The 23,148-nt window shown below is 68.0% G+C and carries 17 protein-coding genes; 4 read left to right on the top strand and 13 right to left on the bottom strand.

What is annotated here, in order from left to right; all coding sequences use genetic code 11:
- Positions 1-6: 6 nt before the first annotated feature.
- The 6 genes from pstA to alr all read right to left on the bottom strand — a co-directional run bounded on the left by pstA (position 7) and on the right by alr (position 6,450).
- Positions 7-861 (bottom strand): phosphate ABC transporter permease PstA, encoded by an 855-nt coding sequence (gene pstA, locus ACEN98_RS25670; protein WP_413387684.1) that lies wholly within the window; start codon positions 859-861, stop codon positions 7-9.
- Positions 861-1,793 (bottom strand): phosphate ABC transporter permease subunit PstC, encoded by a 933-nt coding sequence (gene pstC / locus ACEN98_RS25665; protein WP_413389089.1) that lies wholly within the window; start codon positions 1,791-1,793, stop codon positions 861-863. Before pstC ends, pstA begins: the two co-directional genes overlap by 1 nt.
- A gap of 194 nt (positions 1,794-1,987) precedes the next feature.
- Positions 1,988-3,031 (bottom strand): phosphate ABC transporter substrate-binding protein PstS, encoded by a 1,044-nt coding sequence (pstS, locus tag ACEN98_RS25660; RefSeq protein ID WP_413340059.1) that lies wholly within the window; start codon positions 3,029-3,031, stop codon positions 1,988-1,990.
- A 509-nt stretch (positions 3,032-3,540) separates the two neighbouring features.
- Positions 3,541-3,861: a PilZ domain-containing protein gene (locus ACEN98_RS25655; protein ID WP_413387683.1), complete on the bottom strand. Its 321-nt coding sequence runs from the start codon at positions 3,859-3,861 to the stop codon at positions 3,541-3,543.
- Between the two features lie 86 nt (positions 3,862-3,947).
- The gene (gene radA, locus ACEN98_RS25650) at positions 3,948-5,327 is read right to left on the bottom strand and encodes a DNA repair protein RadA (protein ID WP_413387682.1); all 1,380 of its coding nucleotides are present in this window, start codon (positions 5,325-5,327) and stop codon (positions 3,948-3,950) included.
- Positions 5,328-5,337: 10 nt separating this feature from the next.
- Positions 5,338-6,450, bottom strand: coding sequence for an alanine racemase (alr, locus tag ACEN98_RS25645; RefSeq protein WP_413387681.1), 1,113 nt, complete (start codon positions 6,448-6,450; stop codon positions 5,338-5,340).
- 137 nt (positions 6,451-6,587) lie between these two features.
- Here alr and lplT point away from each other — a divergent pair, with 137 nt between their 5' ends.
- Positions 6,588-7,850, top strand: a complete 1,263-nt coding sequence (lplT, locus tag ACEN98_RS25640) for a lysophospholipid transporter LplT (protein ID WP_413340052.1) — start codon at positions 6,588-6,590, stop codon at positions 7,848-7,850.
- 179 nt (positions 7,851-8,029) lie between these two features.
- On the opposite strand, the gene ACEN98_RS25635 is transcribed toward lplT, so the two are convergent.
- From ACEN98_RS25635 to tsaB, 4 genes are read right to left on the bottom strand one after another with little or no spacing between them, the layout of a single operon-like run.
- Positions 8,030-8,971, bottom strand: a complete 942-nt coding sequence (locus ACEN98_RS25635; protein WP_413387680.1) for a DUF1853 family protein — start codon at positions 8,969-8,971, stop codon at positions 8,030-8,032.
- Entirely contained in the window at positions 8,955-9,890 is a 936-nt protein-coding gene (locus tag ACEN98_RS25630) for a uracil-DNA glycosylase (protein WP_413387679.1), read from the bottom strand. Before ACEN98_RS25630 ends, ACEN98_RS25635 begins: the two co-directional genes overlap by 17 nt.
- A complete protein-coding gene (gene rimI, locus ACEN98_RS25625) occupies positions 9,887-10,348 on the bottom strand; it encodes a ribosomal protein S18-alanine N-acetyltransferase (protein ID WP_413387678.1) in 462 nt (153 codons plus the stop codon). Before rimI ends, ACEN98_RS25630 begins: the two co-directional genes overlap by 4 nt.
- Positions 10,345-11,094 (bottom strand): tRNA (adenosine(37)-N6)-threonylcarbamoyltransferase complex dimerization subunit type 1 TsaB, encoded by a 750-nt coding sequence (gene tsaB, locus ACEN98_RS25620; protein WP_413387676.1) that lies wholly within the window; start codon positions 11,092-11,094, stop codon positions 10,345-10,347. The genes rimI and tsaB overlap by 4 nt, the downstream gene beginning before the upstream one ends.
- A gap of 62 nt (positions 11,095-11,156) precedes the next feature.
- Here tsaB and ACEN98_RS25615 point away from each other — a divergent pair, with 62 nt between their 5' ends.
- The gene (locus ACEN98_RS25615; RefSeq protein ID WP_413387675.1) at positions 11,157-11,585 is read left to right on the top strand and encodes a thioredoxin family protein; all 429 of its coding nucleotides are present in this window, start codon (positions 11,157-11,159) and stop codon (positions 11,583-11,585) included.
- A 32-nt stretch (positions 11,586-11,617) separates the two neighbouring features.
- Here ACEN98_RS25615 and ACEN98_RS25610 read toward each other — a convergent pair whose 3' ends face one another.
- Both ACEN98_RS25610 and ACEN98_RS25605 read right to left on the bottom strand, forming a co-directional pair.
- Positions 11,618-13,945, bottom strand: coding sequence for a molybdopterin cofactor-binding domain-containing protein (locus ACEN98_RS25610; RefSeq protein WP_413387674.1), 2,328 nt, complete (start codon positions 13,943-13,945; stop codon positions 11,618-11,620).
- Positions 13,914-17,072, bottom strand: coding sequence for an EAL domain-containing protein (locus ACEN98_RS25605; protein WP_413387673.1), 3,159 nt, complete (start codon positions 17,070-17,072; stop codon positions 13,914-13,916). Before ACEN98_RS25605 ends, ACEN98_RS25610 begins: the two co-directional genes overlap by 32 nt.
- Positions 17,073-17,348: 276 nt before the next feature.
- Here ACEN98_RS25605 and ACEN98_RS25600 point away from each other — a divergent pair, with 276 nt between their 5' ends.
- Both ACEN98_RS25600 and galA read left to right on the top strand, forming a co-directional pair.
- Positions 17,349-19,649, top strand: a complete 2,301-nt coding sequence (locus ACEN98_RS25600; RefSeq protein ID WP_413387672.1) for an alpha-L-fucosidase — start codon at positions 17,349-17,351, stop codon at positions 19,647-19,649.
- An 11-nt stretch (positions 19,650-19,660) separates the two neighbouring features.
- Positions 19,661-22,516: a beta-galactosidase GalA gene (galA, locus tag ACEN98_RS25595; protein ID WP_413387671.1), complete on the top strand. Its 2,856-nt coding sequence runs from the start codon at positions 19,661-19,663 to the stop codon at positions 22,514-22,516.
- Between the two features lie 47 nt (positions 22,517-22,563).
- Here the strand turns inward: galA and ACEN98_RS25590 are convergent, their stop codons facing one another.
- On the bottom strand, positions 22,564-23,142 hold the full coding sequence (locus ACEN98_RS25590) for a hypothetical protein (protein ID WP_413387670.1): 579 nt from the start codon (positions 23,140-23,142) through the stop codon (positions 22,564-22,566).
- Positions 23,143-23,148 lie beyond the last annotated feature (6 nt).

The following is a 23,148-nucleotide window of genomic DNA, read 5'->3' as shown; positions in this document are numbered from 1 at the left end:
GTCAACTTATTGCGGGTTCTTTTGGCGGAACAGGGTCCGCGACAGGATATTCAGGAGCAGCACGCTGAACGTCACCAGCAGGGCGGCACCCCAGGCGAGGCTGCGCCAGTCTTCGTACGAACTCATCGCGAACAGGTAGATCGCCACCGGCAGGTTGGCCATCGGCTGTTTCATGTCGAGGCTGAAGAACTGATTGTTCAGCGCGGTGAACAGCAGCGGCGCCGTCTCGCCGGCGATGCGGGCCACGGCCAGCAGCACGCCGGTCACCACGCCCGCCTTCACGGCGCGCAGGCGCACCATCGTCGCCACTTTCCAGCGCGGCGCGCCCAGCGCGAACGCCGCTTCCAGCAGGCTGTTCGGCACCAGGTGCAGCATGTTGTCGGTCGTGCGGACGACGACGGGGATCGCGATCAGCGACAGCGCGATCGTGCCCGCATAGCCGGAGAAATGCCCGAAGCGCGCCACGCACAGGGCGTACACGAACAGGCCGATCACGATCGACGGCGCCGACAGCATGATGTCCGTGACGAAGCGCGTGACGGCGGCGAATTTGTTGTTCTGGCCGTACTCGGCGAGATAGATGCCGGCCAGGATGCCGACCGGCGTCGAGATCGCCGTGGACAGGCCTACCATCATGAGGCTGCCGACGATCGCGTTGCGCAGGCCGCCCGGGCTGCCCGGCGCCGGCGTGTCCATCGTGAACAGCGTGTGCGACAGTGCGCCGAAGCCATTGACCAGCAGGGTCTCCAGGATCCACAGCAGGAAGCCGAGGCCGACGGCCATCGCCAGCACGGACAGCGCGATGCCGATGCGATGGCCCAGCAGGCGGCGCCGATACACGGAATTGACAACGGCATCCATTACTTCACCCCTTCCTTGCGGGACATCCCGACGAGCATCAATTTGGCGGCCGACAGCACGATGAACGTGATGGCGAACAGGATCAGGCCCAGCGCGAACAGCGCGGACACGTGCAGTTGCGAGCTGGCTTCGGCGAATTCGTTGGCCAGCGTCGAGGAAATCGAATTACCCGGCGCGAACAGCGACAGCTTGATGTCGTTGGCATTGCCGATGACGAACGTGACGGCCATCGTCTCGCCCAGCGCGCGGCCGAGGCCCAGCATCACGCCGCCGACCACGCCGGCGCGGGTGTACGGCAGCACGATCTTGCGCACGACTTCCCATTTCGTGCAGCCGAGGCCGTATGCGGATTCCTTCAGCACGGCCGGCACGATCTCGAACACGTCGCGCATCACGGACGCGATGAACGGGATGATCATCACGGCAAGGATGATCCCGGCGGTCAGGAGGCCCAGGCCCATCGTCGGCCCCTGGAAGAACGGCCCGATGAACGGCAGCACGCCGAGCGTCTCTTTCAGGAACGGCTGGATGGTGTCGCCGAACAGCGGCGCGAACACGAACAGGCCCCACATGCCGTAGATGATCGACGGCACGCCGGCCAGCAGTTCGACGGCCATGCCCATCGGGCGGCGCAGCCAGGCCGGGCAGATCTCGGTGAGGAACAGCGCGATGCCGAAGCTGATGGGAAAGGCGACGAGCAGCGCGATGATCGACGTGACCAGCGTACCCGTGATGGCGATCAGCGCGCCGAATTTGTCGTTGACGGGATCCCACTCGTTGGTGGTGAGGAAGGACGCGCCGAATTCGCGGAACGCAGGCGCCGCGCCGATCGCCAGGGAAATGATGATGCCCACGAGGACGATCAGGACGCTGGCGGCGAACAACAGGGTCACCTTGTGGAAGATGAAGTCCTGGATGCGCTGCACGCGCATGGTATTGCGCAGTGCGACGTTGCGGGCTTCTTCCTGCAACGCGGCCTGGCCGGCCTCGTCGGCGGCGAGCGCGGGGTGTGCGTTCATGTGTTTGTCCAATTTATTACCTAGAAGCAAAAACGCGCCACTCCCACCTGCCCGACCTCGCGCCGGGAGGTGGGAGCGGCGCTACCCACGTGTCGGGTATTGCTCAATTACCAGAGCGCTTTGCCCGAAGCATCCTTCAGGTTGGCCTTCCAGGCGTCTTCCACCAGCTTGGTGGTCGCAGCCGGCATCGGCACGTAGTCCAGTTCAGCGGCGGCGGCAGCACCGTTCTTGAACGCGTAGTCGAAGAACTTCAGCACTTCCTTGCCCTTGGCGCCATCGGCTTGCGACTTGTGCATGATTGCGTACGTCGCACCGACGATCGGCCATGCGGCCTTGCCGGGCTGGTCGGTCAGCACCACGCCGAAGCCCGGTGCCTTGGCCCAGTCGGCGTTGGCGGCGGCGGCCTTGAACGCGTCGTCGTCCGGCTGCAGGAAATTGCCGTCGCGGTTCTTCAGCTGGGTATGGGCCAGCTTGTTCTTCTTGGCATATGCCCACTCGACGTAGCCGATCGAGCCCTTGATGCGCTGGACGTTGGCGGCGACGCCGTCATTGCCCTTGCCACCCACGCCGACAGCCCATTTCACGGCGGTGCCGGCACCGATCTTCGCCTTGAAGTCCGGGTTGGTCTGCGACAGGTAGTTCGTGAACAGGAACGAGGTGCCCGAGCCGTCGGCGCGGTGCACGACGGTGATGTCTTCGGCCGGCAGCTTCACGCCCGGATTCAGCGCGGCGATCGCCTTGTCATTCCACTTGGCGATCTTGCCCAGGTAGATGTCGGCGATGACCGGACCGGTCAGTTTCAGCTGGCCCGGCGCCACGCCGTCCAGGTTGACGATGGCGACGACGCCGCCCATGATGGTCGGGAACTGCACCAGGCCCGCCTCGTTCAGGTCTTCGACCGACAGCGGCATGTCCGATGCGCCGAAATCGACGGTCTTGGCCTTGATCTGCTTGATGCCGGCGCCGGAGCCAATCGATTGGTAATTCAGGCCGTTGCCGCTGGTCTTCTTGTACATCTCCGCCCATTTCGAATAGATCGGGTAGGCGAAGGTGGAACCAGCACCGGTGATGTCGGCAGCCAGGGTCGCGGTGCTCGCGAACGCGGCGGTGGTGCCGATGATGATGGTTGCCAGCAGTTGCTTCATGCGCATATCAAGGTCCTTTGGTTAGGTGTGACACGGTTGATGCTGCGCAGTGTAGTGAGGAAATATGACGGCTTTATGACATGGCCAGTCCGGCCATATGACATGCGCGGCGCATAATGTGACCGCCCGAAATGACATGTCACACAGCCCTTCGACCGCTGTCACAATCTACGGTTCTACCCTCTTCCGAAGCCGAGAAAAAGCGCCTTGTAAATACTTTTTCTTATGCTAATTTGAAAGTGTTCATGCAGTATGGAGGAGTAGTCCTACAATCTCGAATGACAGATGGGGGAGGGAGCGCTCAACGGCGTTCGAACGGTATGTTATTCATTACAGGTATGCTGACCGGGATGGTCGTCCTCGTGCTGTATGGGGTGATTTCCGAAGGCATCGGCAGTTCACAAAGGTTGCACGACCGCTATCACGAATAGCATTGGGGGCCGCAGAGGTCTCATCAAAGAAAAAGCGGCGGGGCCCAAGGCACCCGCCGCTTTTCTTGTCAACCGGCCAATGAATCAGCGCAGGAAGCGTGACACCTGGCTCATCGCCGCCAGGTCCAGGTTCATGAACTGCAACCCGGCCTTGAACTCGCCATTGCTGAAAATACAATACATCACCTTGACGCGCGCATGCAGGGGAAACGGCGTGCCGTCGACGAGCAGGTCGAAGCCGACCTGGCCCGTCTGCCCCGTCTGCAGCGGATGCGGCACGGTAATGCTGACGCCATTGGAGCCGATGTCGGATGTACGTCCTTGGACGGGGGGCTGGCCCTCCATCGCCAGGACTGCCCGCACCTTCAGGATCTTGCGTGCGGATTGCCTCTGATCTATTGCCACGATAAGCCTGTGAATCTTTTAAAAACGAGGGGCATTATAGGTGCAAACGATAATCTTGCGTGTTACCGCTATTCACGTTACGGTGATCAGTCGAGCTCGCGCAGCTTGCTGAACGCTTCATCGATCCGCTCGACGGCCACGATGGTCATCCCCTCGATCTTTTGCTTCGGCGCATTAGCTTTCGGGATCACGGCGACGGAAAAGCCCAGCTTCGCCGCTTCGCGCAAACGCTCCTGCCCACGCGGGGCGGGACGGATCTCGCCGGCCAGGCCCACCTCGCCGAACACGACGAGGCCGCGGGGGAGCGCCTTGTTGCGCATCGACGAATTGATCGCGAGCAGGACGGCCAGGTCGGCCGCGGGCTCCGTGATCTTGACGCCACCCACCGCGTTGATGAACACGTCCTGGTCGAACGCGGCAATGCCGGCATGGCGGTGCAGCACCGCGAGCAGCATCGCGAGGCGGTTCTGCTCCAGGCCGACGGACAGCCGGCGCGCGTTCGGCAAATGACTCGCGTCGACGAGCGCCTGCACTTCGACCAGCAGCGGCCGCGTGCCCTCCTGCGTCACCATCACGCAGGAACCGGGCACCTGGTTGTCGTGTTGCGACAGGAACAGTGCGGACGGGTTCGACACGCCCTTCAGGCCCTTTTCCGTCATCGCGAACACGCCCAGCTCGTTGACGGCGCCGAAACGGTTCTTGATGGCGCGCACGAGGCGGAAGCTGCTCTGCGTATCGCCTTCGAAATACAGCACGGTGTCGACGATGTGCTCCAGCACGCGCGGCCCCGCGAGCGCGCCCTCCTTCGTCACGTGGCCGACGAGGATGATCGTCACGCCCGTCTGCTTGGCCACGCGCGTGAGCTGCGCCGCGCATTCGCGCACCTGCGAGACGGAACCGGGGGCCGACGTCAGCGCATCCGAGTACACGGTCTGGATCGAGTCGATGACGGCGACCTCCGGCTTGAGGTCGGCAATGGTGCCGAGGATTTTTTCCAGCTGGATCTCGGCTTGCAGCTTCAGGTCTTTCGCCTCGACCTGCAGCCGGCGCGCGCGCAGGGCGATCTGGGCGCCGGATTCCTCGCCGGACACATATAGCGTGCTGCGCGCCGCAGCCAGGTTCGCCAGCGCCTGCAGCAGCAAGGTCGACTTGCCGATGCCGGGGTCGCCGCCGATCAGCACGACGCCGCCCGCGACGAGGCCGCCGCCCAGCACGCGGTCGAATTCGTCGATGCCGGTGCCGAAGCGGGGCACGTCGATCGCCTCGATGTCGGCGAGCGACAGCACGGGGGCCGTTTGCGCAAGGCTCTTATGCATGTGCGGCGTTTGCGACATGCGATTCAGGCCGGCGGTCTCGACCTGCTCGGTCATCGTGTTCCAGGCCTTGCAATCGGCGCACTGGCCGGTCCAGCGGCTGGCGACGCTGCCGCAATCGCTGCAGACGAAACTGGTACGGGGTTTAGCCATGATTCCTTGGTTATAAAATGGGATCGCACCCGAGCGGCGCCTCGGCCACGCGCACGCGCGGCGCCACGGCGCACATCAATTCATAGCCGATCGTGCCGGCGGCATGCGCCACCTCGTCGATCGGGAGACCGTCGCCCCACAGGGTGACCTTGCTACCCACGCGCGCGTTCGCAATGGGCGACAGGTCGACGGCCATCATGTCCATCGACACCCGGCCGACGAGCGTCGTGCGGACGCCGTCCACCAGCACGGGCGTGCCGTGCTCGGCATGGCGCGGGTAGCCGTCCGCATAGCCGCAGGCGACGATGCCCACCGTCAGCGCGCGGTCCGCCTGGAAGCGGCTGCCGTAGCCCACGCTGTCGCCCTGCTCCAGGTGCTGGATGCCGATGACTTCGGATTTCAGTGTCATCGTCGGCAACAGCCCGTAGTCCTTGGCCGAGCGGCCACCAGGCGTGCCGCCGTACAGCATGATGCCGGGGCGCACCCAGTCGCTCTGCAATTCCTGGACGAGCTCCGCCGTGTGCAGCACCCCGCCGGAATTCGACAGGCTGCGCTCGCCCGGCAAGCCGTCCGCGCCCAGCCGGAACCGGCGTACCTGCTCGCCGATCGACAGGCGCGGATGCTCCAGCTCGTCCGCGTTCGCGAAATGCGTCATCAACGTGATGTTGCGGATGCCCGGGATGGCGCGCAGCCGCTGGTAGGCCGCCGCGAACTCGTCCGGCTGAAAGCCGAGGCGGTTCATGCCCGTATTCATCTTGAGGTGCACGTCGATGGGACGGTAGAGCTGGGTGTACTCCAGCATCTTGACCTGCTCGATGCAATGGACCGTGCTGTTGACATTATGTTCAGCCAGCAAGGGGATGTCCGACGTGTCGAAGATTCCCTCTAATAAGAGGATCGGCTTCGCCCAGCCCAGCTCGCGCAGGCGCAGCGCGCCTTCCGTTTCGATCAGGGCCAGGCCGTCGGCCTGCGCGAAGCCGCGCATGCCCCGTTCCAGGCCGTGTCCGTACGCGTTCGCCTTCACCACCGCCCAGACGTTCGCCTGCGGCGCACAGGCGCGCGCACGGGCCAGATTGTGCTGCATGGAGTCGAGGTGGATGGTGGCGTGCAGGGGACGTGGCATGGCTTTCAGATGGGGGCGGCGGCTGAGAACGAAAGGTTTATTTTACTCCCGGCAGTGAAATGCCATATTGTCGATTCCTTGGGCGAACCGGTCTTTCATGGTATAAAGCAACCCATCCAGTTTTTTGAACCTTTCGAATGAACCGTGGTTTTTATACCATCATGGCGGCGCAGTTCTTCTCGTCGCTGGCAGACAACGCGCTGATATTTGTCTCGATCGGTCTGCTAACGGCGATGAAAGCCCCGGCTTCGCTTACTCCGCTGCTGAAGCTGTCGTTCGTCTTGTTCTACGTCCTCCTGGCACCATTCGTCGGCGCGTTTGCCGATTCGATGCCCAAGGGACGGGTGATGTTCACCGCCAATTTAATCAAGGTTTTCGGCTGCTGCCTGATCTTCTTCGGCGCCCACCCCCTCATCGCCTGCACTGTCGTCGGCTTCGGCGCCGCCGTCTACTCTCCCGCCAAATACGGCATCCTGACCGAGCTGCTGCCCGCCGAACGACTCGTCGCGGCCAACGGCTGGATCGAGGGCCTGACCGTCATGTCCATCATCCTCGGCGCGGCCATGGGCGGCGCCCTCGTCAGTGCCCACGGCAGCGCCTGGCTGATGACGCTCGACGTGCCCTATATCGACACCGGCATCAACTCCTCGACCAAGGCCCAGCTCGCCGTGCTGATCGGCGTGTACGCGCTGGCGGCCGGCTTCAACCTGCGCATCCCGGACACCGGCGCCCGCTACGAGCACCAGGAACGCAATCCGGCCAAGCTGATCGCCGATTTCGCCGACTGCTCCGCCACGCTGTGGAAAGACAAGCTGGGCCAGATCTCGCTGGCCGTGACGACGCTGTTCTGGGGCGCCGGCGCGACGCTGCAATTGATCGTGCTGGAATGGGCCAAGCGCTCGCTGCACATGTCCCTCGACAAGGCGACGGGGCTGATCGGCGTCGTCGCCATCGGGTCCGCGATCGGCGCGGCGATGGCGGCGAAGATGATCCCGCTGAAGAAGTCGCTGACCGTGATCCCGCTCGGCATCATCATGGGCCTCGTCGTGACCTCGATGACGATCGTGTATTCGCTGCCGATCGCCGTCGTGCTGCTGCTGCTCATCGGCCTCCTGTCCGGCTACTTCGTCGTGCCGATGAACGCCCTGCTGCAGCACCGCGGCCACGTGCTGATGAGCGCCGGCCACTCGATCGCCGTGCAGAACTTCAACGAAAACCTCTCCATCCTCACCATGCTGGCGCTGTACGCCATCATGATCACGCTGAGCCTGGACCTGGACGTCATCATCGTCCTGTTCGGCATGTCGCTGGCCGGCATCATGTGGCTGATCGGCCGCCGCCATGCGGCGAACCAGCGCGAGCACGACTCGCTCGCGCTGATCGGCGAGCACAAGCACTGATCCAGCCAATTCGGCAATTCGGGGTCAGAGCACTTTTTCGAGAAATTGATCGGTACGGGCAGCGATGCGCAAGCCGTGATCGCGCGAGGGCCTGCATGCGGGCGCGCGGCGTCAAACAATGCCGAAAAGACAGTGCGCCGAAATGTGCTCTGACCCCGAATCTTGAGGTCTGACCCCGGTCAGGGGTGCAGGCGGGCGTTGGCGCGGTCGCGCCAGTCGTTCGGGACGATGAAGCCCCGTTCGACTTCCACGATGTTGTCCGGCTCTTCGCGCACGAGCGCCACGAGCACGGGTGCGCTTGACGCCATGAAGTGGTCTTCCAGTTCCGCGGCCAGCTGGGCCTTGTCCAGCATCCACACCGCCGATTGCGCGCGGAACGGCGGCAGCCATTGCAGGCGCGGCAGGATCAGGAAGCGATCGCCGGGCAAGGCGTCGAGTTCTTCCAGTGCGCACCAGAAGCCGCGGCAGTGGCCCGCCGTGATGCCCTGCATGGCCTGGTACGTGCCGCGCGGGTAAAACAGCCAGCCCTTGACGAGCGCGCGCGCCGCGACGACGGGCCGCGGCAATACGTCCTGCGCGGCCGGGTGGCGGCCCAGCTCGAGCTGGCGCTCGAACACCTTGCGCATCTTGCGGCCCAGGCTGTCGGCCAGGTTCGGACCGACGAACGTGTCGAAGCCCGTCGCGGCATCGCCCTGCAGCAGGTAGAACTTGGTGGCGAACTCGATGTGTTCGGCACCCTCGCCCGCATCCAGCAGAAAATCGAACTCGCCGACGGTGTCGTTGCGGCTGGCCCGTACCTGCAGGCCGTGCGCGACGAGGCGGCCCTGGTGCGCGAAATAAAAGGCCATCAGCTTTTCCGCGTACAGGCCGAGGCGCGTATACATCTTCGAACCGAGTGCCGCGTCCAGCGGCGCCGGATCGGCATCGAGTTCGGCCAGCCAGCGCGCCGTGGCTTCCGTCATCGGACCGAGCGTCGCGATGCGGCCTTCCCAGTGCGGGTCGTGGATGTCGAGCAGGTCCGGGGCGTCCAGCAGCCAGGCCAGCGCCCGCACCCGCGCGCGCCGCAGATGGCGCCAGCGGCGTTCGAACAGCGCCTGGTACGTGTCAGCCTGAGCGCGCACGGGCGTTCCTTGCCCTGCACAAGTCGGCCCACGCGAGGGCCTTGTCGGCACCGCGCCGCAGCAGTTCGCCCGGATGCAAGGTCGCCACCAGGTTCACCGTGCGTCCGCCCGTCTCCAGCGCGTGAGCGCCGCCCCGCGCGCCGGCCAGCGGCTCCGGCAGCGCGCGGCCCAGCAAGGTGTTGGCGGCGATCTGGCCCAGGGTCAGCACGGTCTCCGCGCCCGTCAACGCCACCTCGCGTTCGAGGTAGGGACGGCACGCGGCCGCCTCCTGCGGCGTGGGCGCGCGCTCGCCGCCGTTCGGCGTCGTCGGGCGGCATTTGATGAGGTTCGTCACGTAGACGTCGCGCTCGCGGCCCATGCCGACGGCGGCCAGCATATTGTCCAGCAGCTTGCCGGAATCGCCCGCGAGCGGGACGCGCGCCTTTTCATCGGCAGCCGTCGTGGCGCCGGCCGCGACGACCCAGCGCGCCTGCTTCGCGCCCGTGCCCGGCACCGGCGCGCGCCCTTCGCGGCACGCGCTGCAGCGCCGGCACGCGGCGATGGCGATGGCGAGCTGGTCCCAGTCCATGGCCGCGATTTCTTCCGGCGTCGCATCGCTCGGCAACGCGGCATCGTCCCAGGCGGAATCGTGGTCGGCCGGCGGCGCCAGCGCGGATACGGATTGCGCGACCGGTTGCAGCGGCGTCGGGCCGGGCGGACGCGGCCCCGCCGGCGCGGGCCGTGGCGGACGCGCGACCGGCGCGGGCGGTTCGACGACGGCCGCGACGACCGGCGCCAGCGCGGACGCCGACTGCGCCACCGGCTGCAGCGGCGTCGGCTGCGGGGCAACCTCGCGCGGCGGCGCCGTGCGCAACTGCCACAGCGGCCCGAGGCCCATCTCGTTCAGGAAGATGGCGTCGCGTTCGCTGACACCGTTCATAACACATACCTCATCACGATCGCATCCTCGCGCCGCCCTTCGTGCGCGGGATAATAGCCCTTGCGGCGGCCGATCTCTTCATAGCCGTAGCGCCGGTACACCTCGAGTGCGCGCGTGTTGGACGGCCGCACCTCGAGCAGGATCGACGCCATGCGCTCTGCCCGCGACCTGGCCGCGATGCGGTCCAGCAGGTAGCGCCCGACGCCGCGTCCGTGCAGCGGCGCCGCGACGGCCACGTCGAGCAGGTGCGCTTCGTCCAGCGCATACATCAGCAGGAAATACCCGGCCAGCGCGCCCGCCGGCTCGCGCAGCACCCAGGCATCGTAGCCGCTCGCGAGCGAGTCCATGAAATTCGCGCGGCTCCACGGATGCGGAAACACGCTGCATTCGAGGGCATGCACCTCGTCGACGTCGCCCACGACCATCGGGCGCAGTTCCAGGTGCGCGGCGTCGGTCATCGCGCCTCCGCCCTGGCCGCGTTGATGGCCTGGCGTTCCGCGCTCGTGTACGCGACCTTGTTGCGCAGGTAGAGCGGCTGCGCCTCGTCGGCCGGCACCGCGCGGCCCGCCGCCAGCGCGGCCACGCCCAGCACCGCGAATTCGCGCGCATGCGGCAGGATGTCGCTGTGCGCACCGGCCACGAACGGCGCATCCGCGAAGGCTTCCGGATACGCCGCGAACCCGTTGCCGCAGGCAGTCAAGCCTTCGACCATCTCCGGCGCGACGGCGCCCGGCGCGCTCAGCGCAGGCGCGCGCACGGCCTGCCAGGCGCCGGTCCAGCGGTACTGCGCCCAATAGACTTCGCCCATGCGCGCATCCAGCACGGCGAGCACGTCGGACGCGCCCGTGCGTGCGCGGCACGCCTCGGCCATCGCTTCCAGCGTCACCAGCGGCAGCACCGGTTTGCGGGCGCCGAACGCGAGACCCTGCGCCACGCCGCACGCCGTGCGCACGCCCGTGAACGAACCCGGACCGGCGCCGAACGCGATGGCGTCGCAGTCGGCCAGCGCGATGCCGGCGTCGCGCAGCAGTTCCTGCACCATGGGCAGGACGGACTGCGAATGCGTGCGGACGCCGGACGATTCGCGGGTCAATACGCGAGTCAATACGCGGGGCAATCCGGGGGTGTCCGCGCCGTCCGCGCTGTTCAATAACGCGCAGGACGCCAGCTCGGACGAGGTTTCGATGGCGAGGATGATAGGCATGGCGTATTGTAACCCGGCGGCCCGGCCAGCCAAAAGCGCGGAACCGTTGTAGAATCGCGCCCATGTCCAGTCTGACCCTCGATCCCGATACCCGCGACCAGGTTGCCGCCGCCCTCCACGGCGACGGCTGGATCGTCGCCTGCCTGTGCGCTGCCTGGTGCGGCACCTGCTCGTCCTACCGCGCCGCGTTCGACGGCCTGGCCACGCGCCATCCCGACAAGACGTTCGTCTGGATCGACGTGGAAGACCAGGCCGACGTCGTCGGCGACCTCGACGTCGAAAATTTTCCCACGCTGCTCGTGCAGCGCGGCGATGCCGTCGCGTTCTTCGGCACGATGCTGCCGGATCCGAAAGTCGCGGACCGGCTGATCCAGGCGCAGGCGGAGTTGAGCGGCGACGAACTCACGCGCCAGGCGGCCTCCACGCCGGAACGGCAGGCATGGCAGCGCGAGTGCAACCTGCGCACGCTGTTCGCCAACGCCGATGATTAGGTAGCGGGTGGGGCGGGCACAGGGGTGCCGCCCTACGGCAGTCGCAACGGTAATGTCCGCAACCGCTGGCCCGTCAATTTGAATACGGCGTTCGCCACCGCCGGCGCCACGGGCGGCACCGCGGGTTCGCCCATGCCTTCCGGCGGTTCCGCGCTCGGTACGATGACGGTCTCCACCTCGGGCGCCTGCGCCATCCGCAGCACGGGATAATCGCCGAAATTCGTCTGCTGCGGCTGGCCGTCCTTGAAGGTGATCTCCCCCGCCAGCGCGGCCGACAGGCCGAACACGACGCCCGATTCGACCTGCTGCGCGACGATGTTCGGATTGACGACGAGGCCGCAATCGACGGCGCACACGACCTTGTGCACGCGGATCTCCTTGTCTTGCACCGACACTTCCGCGACCTGCGCCACCACGGTCCCGAACGACTGGTGCACGGCGACGCCGTGCGCGCGGCCTTGCGCCGGCGTGCCCGCACGCGCGAGCGCCGCGTCCAGCGCGGCCAGGTGGCGCGGATGGTCCTTCAGCAGCGCGCGCCGCCACGCGACCGGGTCCTGCCCCGCCGCATGGGCCACCTCGTCCACGAAGCTCTCCTTGAAGAACGCATTGTGCGAGTGGCCCACGGAGCGCCAGTACCCGATCGGCACGACGCTGTCGACGGTCACGTGGCGGCTGCGGCGGTTCGCGATCGCGTACTGCAGGTCGTACTCGCCCTCGGCCGTCGTCTTGTCCGGACCGACGCCGGGCAGGCCGAGGTTGCGCGCGAAGTACTGGTGGCCGATGGCGCCGCTCGCGAGCTTGCTGTCCCAGGCGAGCACGCGCCCGTCGGCGCCGACGTGCGCCGTGTACCGGGCCAGCGCGGCCGGGCGGTAGACGTCGTGGCCCGTGTCGTCCTCGCGCGTCCAGAGCAGTTGCACCGGGCGGCCGCCCGTCCGCATGGCCACGGCGACGGCCTGCGCCACCATGTCCGTCTCCAGGCGCCGGCCGAAGCCGCCGCCCAGCATCGTCACCTCGATGGTCACATCCTCGCGCGCGACGCCCGCGACCTTCGCCGCCACGTCCACCGCGATGCTCGGGACCTGCGTGGGCGACCACAGCGTCACTTTGCCGTCCAGGACCTGCGCCGTGCAGTTCTGCGGTTCCATCGTCGCGTGCGCGAGGAAGGGCGCGCGGTATTCGGCCCGCACGATGCGCGTGCCCGCGAGTTCGGCCGCGTCCTGGCTGCCGGCCTCGAAATACGCGTGGCCCGATTCTTCATCGAGCGCCTTCGCAAAACCGGCGAACACGGACTCGCTCGACAACGCGGCATGCGGGCTCGCGGTCCACTGCACGGGCAGCGCCAGCGCGGCCTGCTGCGCCTGCCACCAGCCCTTCGCCACGACCGCGACGCCGGCGCCCGCACCGGACAAGGGCGCGAGCGCGGACGATACGTCGACGACGTGCTCGACGCCCGGCAGCGCGGCCACCTTGCCCGCATCGAACCCCGCGACACCTGCGCCCAGCACGGGCGCCATGCGCAGCGCCGCGTACAGCAGGCCTTCCGGCCGCACGTCGATGCCGAACACCGCGCGCCCGTTGACCTTCGATGGCGCGTCGCGCCGCGGCACCGGCTTGCCGATCAGGCGGAAGTCCGCGGGCGTCTTGAGGCGGACGTCGTCCGCATCGATGTCGCCGCCCAGCGCAGCCGCGCGCTGCGCGAGCAGGCCGTACGGCGCGCGCCGTCCGTCAGGATGGAGCACCATGCCGTCGCGCGTCGACAGCGTCTCCGGTGTCGTCTTCCACTGCTCGGCGGCCGCGCGCAGCAGCATCGCGCGCGCGACGGCGCCGGCCGTCCGCATCGTCGGCCACGCATCCTTCACGCTCGTCGAACCGCCCGTGAACATGATGCCCAGCTCGCGCGCCACCTTGCCCGCGACCCAGCGCGCACCCAGCTGGAAGTTGCCGGCATCGTCCGGATGGAACGGCAGGGTGTCGCGCAGGACGGTGAGGTTGGCGAAGATCTTGTCGATGGGCGCCTGCACGACGCGCACGGCTGCCAGCGGCGCGTCCAGTTCCTCGGCCAGCAGCATGGGCAGCGCCGTGTGCACGCCCTGCCCCATCTCGCTGCGCGGGACGACGACGTCGATGGTGCCGTCGGGAGAGATCGCGACCCAGCCGTTCAGGGCGATGGTGCCGGCATCGTGCACGGCAGCCGGCCCGGTCGCGCGCAGGCGCTGGCGCGGGGGCGCGACGCCCCAGCCGACGACGAGCGCCGTGCCCGCGGCCAAGCCGCCCAGCAGGAACCGGCGCCGGCCCCTGCGCACGGTGCGTACAGGACCACCGTCCTCCTTATCCGAACCTGGTCCGCCCGTGTCCCGCATCGTCCTGCCTCCATGTCTCCAACAATTCAGCCGGCTCCACCGGCCGGCCGTACAGATAGCCCTGCGCGCGCCGGCAGCCGTGGCGCAGCAGGAAGGCCGCCTGCTCGGCGGTCTCCACGCCTTCCGCGATCACGGCGAGGTCCATGCTCTTGCCCAGCTGGACGATGGCGACCGCGATCGCCTCGTCGTCCTTGTCGGCAGCGATGTCCTTGATGAAGCTGCGGTCGATTTTCAGTGTCTGCACCGGCAGCTGCTTCAGGTACGCGAGCGACGAATAACCAGTGCCGAAATCGTCGATCGCCAGTTCCACGCCCAGGGCGTGCAGGTCGTTGATGTACTGGAGCGCGTCGCCCGTATTCATGATCACGGACTCCGTCACCTCCAGCTGCAGCCGCTGCGGCGCGAGGCCAGCGTCGGCGAGTACGCGCGCGACGAGCGGCGCCACGCTGCCGCGGTCGAACTGGCGGCCGGACAGGTTCACCGCCACCTTCGGCACGTACAGCCCGGCCGTCTCCCAGCATACCACCTGGCGGCATGCCTCTTCCAGCACCCACGCGCCCAGCTGGCCGATGAAGCCGATGTCCTCGGCGAGCGGAATGAAGCGCACCGGGGGCACATGGCCCAGTTCCGCGCTGTGCCAGCGCACGAGCGCCTCGACGCCGATCAGGCGGCCCGTCTCGATCTCGACCTGCGGCTGGTAATGCAGGCGGATCTCGCCCCGCTCGATCGCACGGCGCAGCAGACCTTCCATGCGCAGGCGCTCGGCGCCGTCGCCATCCATCGACGGGGCATACAGCTGGTAGCCGTTGCGGCCACGCGCCTTGGCCTGGTACATGGCCACGTCGGCATTCCGGATCAAGACGTTCATGTCGACGGCATCCTGCGGGAACAGGCTGATGCCGACGCTGCCCGTGACGAACAGTTCGTAATCCGACACGAGCGCGGGCCGCTCGAACAGCTGCATCAGTTTTTCCGCGACCTGGCGCGCGCCGTGGGCGCCGTCGACGTCTTCCAGCAGCACGATGAATTCGTCGCCGCCCAGGCGCGCCAGCGTGTCGCCGTCGCGCAGGCACCCGGCCAGCTGGCCCGCCACCTGTTTCAGCAGCTCGTCGCCGACGTGGTGGCCGAGCGTGTCGTTGACGGTCTTGAAGCGGTCGAGGTCGATGAACATCACCGCGAGCTGGCGGTTGTTGCGCGCCGCGCGCACCATCGCGTGCTGCAGGCGGTCGTGGAACAGCAGGCGGTTCGGCAGGCCCGTGAGCGGGTCGTGGTGCGCCAGGTGGTCCAGCTTGTCCTGCGATTCCTTGACCTTCGTGATGTCGGAAAACACGCAGACGTAGTGCGTGACGGCGTCGGCATCGTCGCGCACCGCGGACACGGTCAGCCACTCGAGGTAAGTCTCGCCGTTCTTGCGGCGGTTCAGGAGTTCGCCGCGCCAGAACCCCGTCTCCGCCAGGTCGGTCCACAGCGCCTCGGAGAACCCGGCGTCGTGGCTCGCCAGGCGCGTGAGGCTCGAATGCGTGCCGACCGCTTCGCTCTCCGTGTACCCGGTGATCTGCGTGAAGGCGGGGTTCGTCGCGACGATCTTGCCGTGCAGGTCGATCACCATCACGCCGTCGGCGATGTGTTCCAGCACGGTGGCCGACAGGCGCAGCTTTTCCTCGGTCTGGCGCCGCTCCGTGATGTCGGCGAACACCCAGATGCTGCCGTCGTCCTGGCGTTCCGGGTCGAGCGCGCGGCCGCTCACGGTGCACCACACCAGGCTGCCGTCGCGGCGGCGGAACTGGCGCTCGTCGCCGAAATCGCCGCCGCGCGCCAGCACGGGTTCCGCCGCGTCGATGCCCTGCACGTAATCCTCGACGGTCGGAAACAGCACGCCGATCGGATCGCCCTGCAGCTCGCCCTCGCCGTAGCCGAACAATTCGTCGAAGCGGCGGTTGGTCGACACGACGCGGCGCTCGCGCACGTACATGATGCCGAACATGACGTTGTCCAGCACCGCGCCCTGCTCGGCCAGCAGCGCCTCGATGCGCATCTCGTTGTATTTGCGCTCGCTGATGTCGGAGATGATCCCGTCGATCCAGAACGCGGCGTTGCCGTCGAAGCCGACCGGCTGGCCGCTCTCCAGCACCCAGCGCTCGATGCCGGCGGCGTCCGTGATGCGGTATTCGATCTCGTAAGGCCGCACGGCCAGCACGGCCTCCTTGACGAGGTGCCGCTGCATCTTGCGGTCTTCCGGGCAGATGACGTCGGCCCAGCGGTCCGTGTGCGCGCCGATGAAGTGAGCCGCTGGATAGCCGGAGATGTCTTCGAAGGCGTCGCTGACGAAGTCGATCGGCCCACCCGGCCGGGCACGGAACACGGCGCCCGGCACCTGCGTGACGATGGTGCGGAAGCGTTCCTCGCGCCGCGCGATGTCCTGGAACAGGTCGCCGATCGCGATACGCATGTGCTCCAGCTGGCCGCCGAGCCGGCCCAGTTCGTCGTTCGTGGACAGCGCGAGCGGCGCGTCGAACTGGCCGCGCGCCAGGTGATCGGAAAAGCTCATCAGGGTGCCCAGCGGCGCCAGCAGGCGGCGCCGCAGCAGCATCAGGATCAGCAGCAGCGACACGCCCAGCTGCACAGCCAGCACCAGCGCGTAGCGCACCTGCTTGGCGCGCAGCGATTGCTGGCTCAGGCTGTCGTCCATCTCGACCGTCACGTGGCCGATCGGCTGGCCGTGCACGACGACCTCGCGCTCGGCGCGCAGCACGTGGCCGCCGGGCGCGGCCGCCGCGCGGCGGTCGATGAAATCGCCCTCCGCCTGCGCGCCCACATGCACGCGCACGACGGCCGGGTCGCCCATCAGCGAATCGACGAGCGAGCGGGCCGCGTCGATGTTCATGTTCCACAGCGATTCCTGCATGCCGAGGGCGAGGATGTCGGCATTGCGCTGGAGGGTCTCGTCCAGCTCGCGGCGCGCCGCATGCTGTTCCTGCACGCCGATCATGAGGTAGCCGCCCACGACGGCCGGTATCGCCAGGCCGCCGGCCACCAGCACGAGCAGCGCGGCGTACAGCGAGCGGCCGTACAGCCGCGCGAGGCGCGACGGTAACGCGGACAGGGCGACACGGGACAGGAAGGACATGGCGGAGAGATGCGGTGCCGGTCAGCCTGTGGCTGATACGACATCTTTCTGTGGTAAATCAATAAGTTAATGTTTTTTTTGATTATGCACGCAACAGTTGCCGTACGTCACACCTTTTTAGGCGTGCGCGCACGGTGATAGCGGTAACCGTTACCTGGTTGCCACGTTGGCGACGCGGATTTACGTAATTTTCCATGCCGGTTGTGGGATTTCGCGATTGCAAGCGTAATACGGCCGATCACAAAATCGATACGCCACTTATCACACCGACACATCATGCTCCCACCTCGACACCCACAAGGCTGCCTCGGCCTGGCCCTCGCGCTCGCCTGCGCCGCTGCGCACGGCGCCCCCATTCCCTATGCGACGGAACACGTCATCGCCGCGGACGACACCCCCGCCACGATCGTCGCCAAGGCCGCGACAACCCTGCCCCGCCCCAACCAGTCCGCCTGGATGCGGCTGGAGCGCACGTTCTTCCTGCACTTCGGCGTCAACACGTTCAATGAAGTGGAATGGGGCAACGGCAAGGAAGACCCTGCCCTGTTCAATCCCACGCAACTGGACGCGCACCAGTGGTTGCGCGCGGTGAAACAGCTCGACGGCAAGATGCTCGTGCTGGTGGCCAAGCACCACGACGGCTTCGCGATGTGGCCGTCGCGCTATACGAATCACTCGTCGGCCGCGAGTCCCTGGCGCGGCGGCAAGGGCGACCTCGTGCGCGAGGTGGCCGATGCGGCGCGCGGCGCCGGCGTCAAGCTCGGCATCTACCTGTCGCCGGCCGACCTGTACCAGCTGAAGACCAACGCCGCGAACCCGGCCGGTTATTACGGCAACGGCAGCGCGAAACGCCGCTCGACGATCCCGACCGACCCGGCCCGCTTCCAGAGCGACCCCGCGCAGGGGCGCACCCCGCCGCCGGGCCGGCCCGTGTTCACGTACGAGGTCGACGACTACAACCGCTACTTCCTGAACCAACTGTACGAACTGCTGACGGAATACGGACCGGTCCATGAAGTGTGGTTCGACGGCGCCAATCCCGACCCGAGCGTGGCCGAGACCTACGACTACGCGGCCTGGTACGACCTGATCCGCAAGCTGCAGCCGGACGCCGTCATCATGGGCAAGGGGCCGGACGTGCGCTGGGTCGGCACGGAAAGCGGCTACGGCCGCACCACCGAATGGAGCGTGATTCCACTGCCCACGGCCCCCGGCGCGTTCCAGTGGCCCGACATGCAGGGCGCGGACCTCGGCAGCCGGGCGCAGCTCAAGCCGGGATCGCACCTGTGGTGGTACCCGGCCGAGACCAACGCGACCCTGCTGGCGAACGGCCAGTGGTTCTGGGCGCACGACAAGCGGCCCCGTCCCGTCACGCAGCTGGTCGACATCTTTTATTCGTCGATCGGCCGCAACGCCAACCTGATCCTGAACCTGTCGCCGGACAAGAGCGGCCTCGTGCCCGACGACCAGGTCGCGACGCTGGGCCAGCTGGGCGCCATCGTGCGCGCCACGTTCGCCGTCAACCTCGCACGCGGCGCGCGCGTGACGGCCGACCACGCGGCCCCGCGCCATGCCGCCCCGGCCGTCCTCGACGGCAGCCTGGACACCTGGTGGGAGGCGGCGCCCGGGCGCAGCGACGGCACGCTCACGCTGACCCTGCCCCGGCGCACGCGCTTCGACGTCGTGTCGCTGCAGGAAGCGGTGGACCGGCGCGGCCAGCGCATCGAGTCGTTCGAGATCGAGACGTGGGACGGCACGGCGTGGACCGCGCCCGCGCGCCACCCGGCCGACGTGACGACGACGGTCGGCCACCGCCGCCTGATCCGGCTGCGCGCGCCGGTGACGACGGACCGCGTGCGCGTGCGCATCACGGGCGCGCGCCTCGAGCCGACGCTGGCGGAGATCGGGCTGTACAAGCAATCGGAAGACCTGTTGCCGCCCACGATCGCCGACCGCGACGCCGCCGGCGCCGTGCGGCTCGACCATCCGGCCGGCGGCACGATCGTCTACACGGTCGACGGCTCGGCCCCGACGGCCGCGTCGCCCGTGTACCGCGCGCCGCTGGCCATGCCCGGCAGCGGCATCGTGAAGGCGGCGCGCCTGCTGCCCGGCGGGCGGCTCGGCGTCGTCGGCGTGCGCGACTTCACGGGCTTGTCGCCGCGCGGCTTCACGGTCGTGGCGGCGGATGCCGAAGATGCCGGCCACGCGGCCGCACTCGCCGTCGACGGCGATCCCGCCACGTTCTGGCAGACGCCGTGGGGCGGCGGCCGGTCCATCCAGGTCGACATGGGCCAATCCCACCGCATCGCGGGCCTCGCCTACCTGCCGCGGCAGGACGGGCAGGTGGCGGGGACGGCCGTGAACTACCGCTTCGAGACGAGCGCGGACGGGACGCACTGGCAGGCCGCCGTCGAACGGGGCACGTTCGCGAACGTCCACAACAACCCCGACCTGCAGACGGCCCGTTTCGCGCCGGTCGCCGCCCGCTTCTTCCGTTTCACGGTGCTGGACGATGTGTGGCGCTCCGGCTCGGCCAGCGCGGCCGAGCTGTCCGTCATTCCCGCCGACGCCGATTGAGCGCAGCCCGCATGATGACCGGCCACGACCACCGCGGCGCCTGGATGCGCGCCGTCCTCCACCGCCTGCTCACCGCCTGCGCCGTGCTGCTGGCAACGTTGCAACCCGCCCACGCTGCCCCGCGCGAGCGACTGTCGCTGGATGCGGGCTGGCGCTTCCTGCAGGGCGACGTGCCCCTGCCGGCCATCAAGGGCCATGGCGCCAGCTACCTCAATGCCAAAGCGGGCGAGGCGCAGGGCCCGGCCAATACCGACTACGACGATTCAGGATGGCGCCGGGTCGACCTGCCGCACGACTGGGCGGTGGAAGGCCCGTTCGACGCCGCACAGAACAAGTCGCAGGGCTACCGCGCGCGCGGCATCGGCTGGTACCGGCGCTACTTCACCCTGCCGGCGTCCGACCGCGGACGGCACATCGAGCTGCAGTTCGACGGCGTCGCCACGCACAGCACCGTGTGGGTCAACGGCATCGTGGTGAACCGCAACTGGTCGGGCTACAACGGCCGCTACATCGACATCACGCCGTACATGCGCTACGGCGCGGAGCCGAACACGATCGCCGTGCGCGTCGACGCCGAAGTGATGGAAGGCTGGTGGTACGAAGGCGCCGGCATCTACCGCCACACCTGGCTCGTCAAGCGCGACGCCATGCACATCGCCACCGACGGCATCCACGCGAATCCGGTGCGGAAGGACGGCCGCTGGACGCTGCCCGTGACGGTGGACGTCGACAGCAGCGCAGACAGCGCACGCAAGGCGCGCCTGGAAGTCAGCCTGCTCGATCCGGCCGGCCATGAAGTCGCGCACGCCGGCGCGCCCGTGCAGGTCGATGCGCTCGGCAGGGCCAGCACGCGGTTGGCCCTGGCCATACGCAATCCCCAGCCGTGGACGCTGGCCGGGCCGGCGCTGTACCGCGTGCGCGCCGTGCTGCGCGATGCGACCGGCGAGCTGGATCGCGCCGAGACGCACACGGGCTTCCGCACGATCCGCTTCGACGCCGACCGCGGCTTCTTCCTCAACGGCCAGCCCACGAAACTGCAGGGCGTGGCGATCCACCAGGACCATGCCGGCGTCGGTGTCGCCGTGCCCGACTCGATCTGGGAATTCCGCCTGCGCCAGCTGAAATCGATGGGGGTGAACGCGATCCGCTTCGCGCACAACGCGCCCGCGGCCGAAGTGCTGGACATCGCCGACCGCATCGGCCTACTCGTGATGGACGAGAACCGCAACTTCAACACGTCGCCCGACTACATGCAGCAACTGACCTGGCTCGTGAAGCGCGACCGCAACCGTCCGAGCGTCATCCTGTGGTCGATTTTCAACGAAGAGACGCTGCAGGGCACGGAGATCGGCTACGAGATGGCGCGCCGGATGGCCGGCGCCATCAAGCAACTCGACACGACGCGCCCCGTCACCGCCGCGATGCACGGCGGCCTGTTCGCCGCCAGGAGCGCCGTGCAGGCGCTGGACGTGGCGGGCATCAATTACCAGGTGTGGGAATACGACCGCTTCCACAAGATGTACCCGCACAAGCCCGTGTTCAGTTCGGAGGACACGTCGGCCTTCATGTCGCGCGGCGAATACACGACCGACCAGGACAAACACCTCGTCGCCAGCTATGACGACGACGCGGCCCAGTGGGGCCAGACGCAGCGCGGCAGCTGGAAGCAGATCAGCGCCCGCCCGTTCCTGGCGGGCAGCTTCGCGTGGACCGGTCTCGATTACCGCGGCGAACCGACGCCGCACGAGTGGCCCAGCGCCGGCTCGTTCTTCGGCATCATGGACCTGTGCGCGCTGCCGAAGAACGCGTACTGGTTCCGCCAGGCGCTGTGGCTGAAGGACCGCACCGTCGTCAAGGTCATGCCGCACTGGAACTGGGCCGGCAAGGAAGGACAGCCGGTCAAGGTGCGGGTCGCGACCAACGCGCCGCGCGTGCGCCTGGAGCTCAACGGCGCCGTCGTCGGCGAGCAGGACGTCGATCCGTTCGACATGGCCACGTTCCAGGTGCCGTATGCGCCGGGGCGGCTCGAAGCCGTGGCGCTGAAGGATGGCGCCGTGGTCGGGCGCGACCAGGTCGAGACGAGCGGCGCCCCCGCCCGCCTCGTGCTGGCGCCGGACCGTCCGGCGCTGGCCGGCGACGGCGCCGATGCCGTGCCCGTGACGGTGAGCGCGGTCGACGCGCGGGGCCGTCCCGTCCCCGACGCCAACCTGCACGTGACGTTCGACGTTGCCGGCCCCGGCGCGATCATCGGCGTCGGCAACGGCGACCCGAACTCGCACGAGTCCGAGAAGGCGCCCGAGCGCAACCTGTACAACGGCCTCGCCCAGGTGATCGTGCAAAGCCGCCGCGCCGGCCGGGGTCCGCTGACCTTGCGTGCGCACGCGGACGGCCTGCAATCCGCCGCACTGGCGCTGGACGTGCGCGCCGTCGCGCCCATCCCCGCCGTCGCCGAGGCGCAGCCGCTCGTGCGCCCGGCGCCGTGGCGCACGTCGCCGCCGCAGGCCGACCGTCCGGACCCGAACCGCGTCCTGGCCGACAACGACATGAACACGTGGGGCTGGGGCGAACCGCCGCTGAAGCAGGCGCCCGACGCGCTGCCGTGGCGCAGCTACCGCGTCGCGTTCGGCCTGCGCAGCGACCGCAACGACGGCCATGCGCGGCTCGTCATGCGCGAGATCGCCGGCAAGGCCGAGGTGTGGCTGGACGGCGTCAGGCTGGGCGAGAAGACGGCATACGAACCGGGCCCGCTGACCCTGGCGGTGCCCAAAGGTGCGGGCTGGCGCACGCTCACCGTGCTGGTCCAGGCACAGCCGGGCCAGCCGTCCGGCCTGACGGGCGACGTGACGATCGAACCGGGTACGCCATAAAAAAAAGCGGAGGCACACAGCCTCCGCTTTGCATCCCGCTCCCCGGATCAGGTCCGGCGGCGCGCCAGGCCGAAGGCCGCCACGCCGCCCAGCAGCAGCGGCAAGGTGCCCGGCAGCGGCACGGTCCCCGACGCTTCCACGTCGACGTTGGCGAGCGCATTGACCGCACCCGACGTGAAACGCAGCTCCGTGATGGCGTTCAGCGCCGTGTCCCAGGTGCCGCCGCCCTCCAGGAAGGCCTGCGGGTTGCCGTCGGTCGACAGCGCGCTGCCGGTCGTGTAGTAGTCGAAGCCGCGCAGGTCGAACAGGCCGCCGCCGATGCGCGTCAGCGTGACGAAGGTGCCGGCGCCGTTCTCGAAACCGTCGTGCCAGTTGTACGTCTGCGGGTCGAACGTGCCGTCGCCGACGTGGGCCGCGCCGGCGTCCGCCCCCGGCGCGTTCAGGGTCAGGCGGTAGCCCGACTCCTCGTACACGAGGTTCGTGCCGTCATAGTGCATGTTGGCGGCGAGCGGGAAGCCGTCGCCGTACATCATCTCGGTCAGGCTGTCGAACGTCAGGACGGTCGCGCCGGCGTTGGCGGCCGCGACGCCCAGTGCGAGCGCGGCCAGGATTGCTTTCAGTTTCATGTAGAT

It is taken from the genome of Massilia sp. CT11-137 (assembly GCF_047302885.1).
Classification (GTDB): Bacteria; Pseudomonadota; Gammaproteobacteria; order Burkholderiales; family Burkholderiaceae_D; genus Telluria; species Telluria orientalis.
Note: the sequence above shows the minus strand (reverse complement) of the source record. Positions and strands in the feature narration are given on the sequence as shown.

Bases quoted from the DNA above. Each gene is read 5' to 3' on its own strand.
- lplT (WP_413340052.1), top strand. From the start codon at position 6,588: ATGAACCGTGGTTTTTATACCATCATGGCGGCGCAGTTCTTCTCGTCG.
- galA (WP_413387671.1), top strand. From the start codon at position 19,661: ATGATGACCGGCCACGACCACCGCGGCGCCTGGATGCGCGCCGTCCTC.
- pstC (WP_413389089.1), bottom strand. From the start codon at position 1,793: ATGCGCGTGCAGCGCATCCAGGACTTCATCTTCCACAAGGTGACCCTG.
- alr (WP_413387681.1), bottom strand. From the start codon at position 6,450: ATGCCACGTCCCCTGCACGCCACCATCCACCTCGACTCCATGCAGCAC.
- ACEN98_RS25600 (WP_413387672.1), top strand. From the start codon at position 17,349: ATGCTCCCACCTCGACACCCACAAGGCTGCCTCGGCCTGGCCCTCGCG.
- radA (WP_413387682.1), bottom strand. From the start codon at position 5,327: ATGGCTAAACCCCGTACCAGTTTCGTCTGCAGCGATTGCGGCAGCGTC.
- pstS (WP_413340059.1), bottom strand. From the start codon at position 3,031: ATGCGCATGAAGCAACTGCTGGCAACCATCATCATCGGCACCACCGCC.
- ACEN98_RS25605 (WP_413387673.1), bottom strand. From the start codon at position 17,072: ATGTCCTTCCTGTCCCGTGTCGCCCTGTCCGCGTTACCGTCGCGCCTC.
- ACEN98_RS25615 (WP_413387675.1), top strand. From the start codon at position 11,157: ATGTCCAGTCTGACCCTCGATCCCGATACCCGCGACCAGGTTGCCGCC.
- ACEN98_RS25630 (WP_413387679.1), bottom strand. From the start codon at position 9,890: ATGAACGGTGTCAGCGAACGCGACGCCATCTTCCTGAACGAGATGGGC.
- ACEN98_RS25610 (WP_413387674.1), bottom strand. From the start codon at position 13,945: ATGCGGGACACGGGCGGACCAGGTTCGGATAAGGAGGACGGTGGTCCT.
- pstA (WP_413387684.1), bottom strand. From the start codon at position 861: ATGGATGCCGTTGTCAATTCCGTGTATCGGCGCCGCCTGCTGGGCCAT.
- tsaB (WP_413387676.1), bottom strand. From the start codon at position 11,094: ATGCCTATCATCCTCGCCATCGAAACCTCGTCCGAGCTGGCGTCCTGC.
- rimI (WP_413387678.1), bottom strand. From the start codon at position 10,348: ATGACCGACGCCGCGCACCTGGAACTGCGCCCGATGGTCGTGGGCGAC.
- ACEN98_RS25590 (WP_413387670.1), bottom strand. From the start codon at position 23,142: ATGAAACTGAAAGCAATCCTGGCCGCGCTCGCACTGGGCGTCGCGGCC.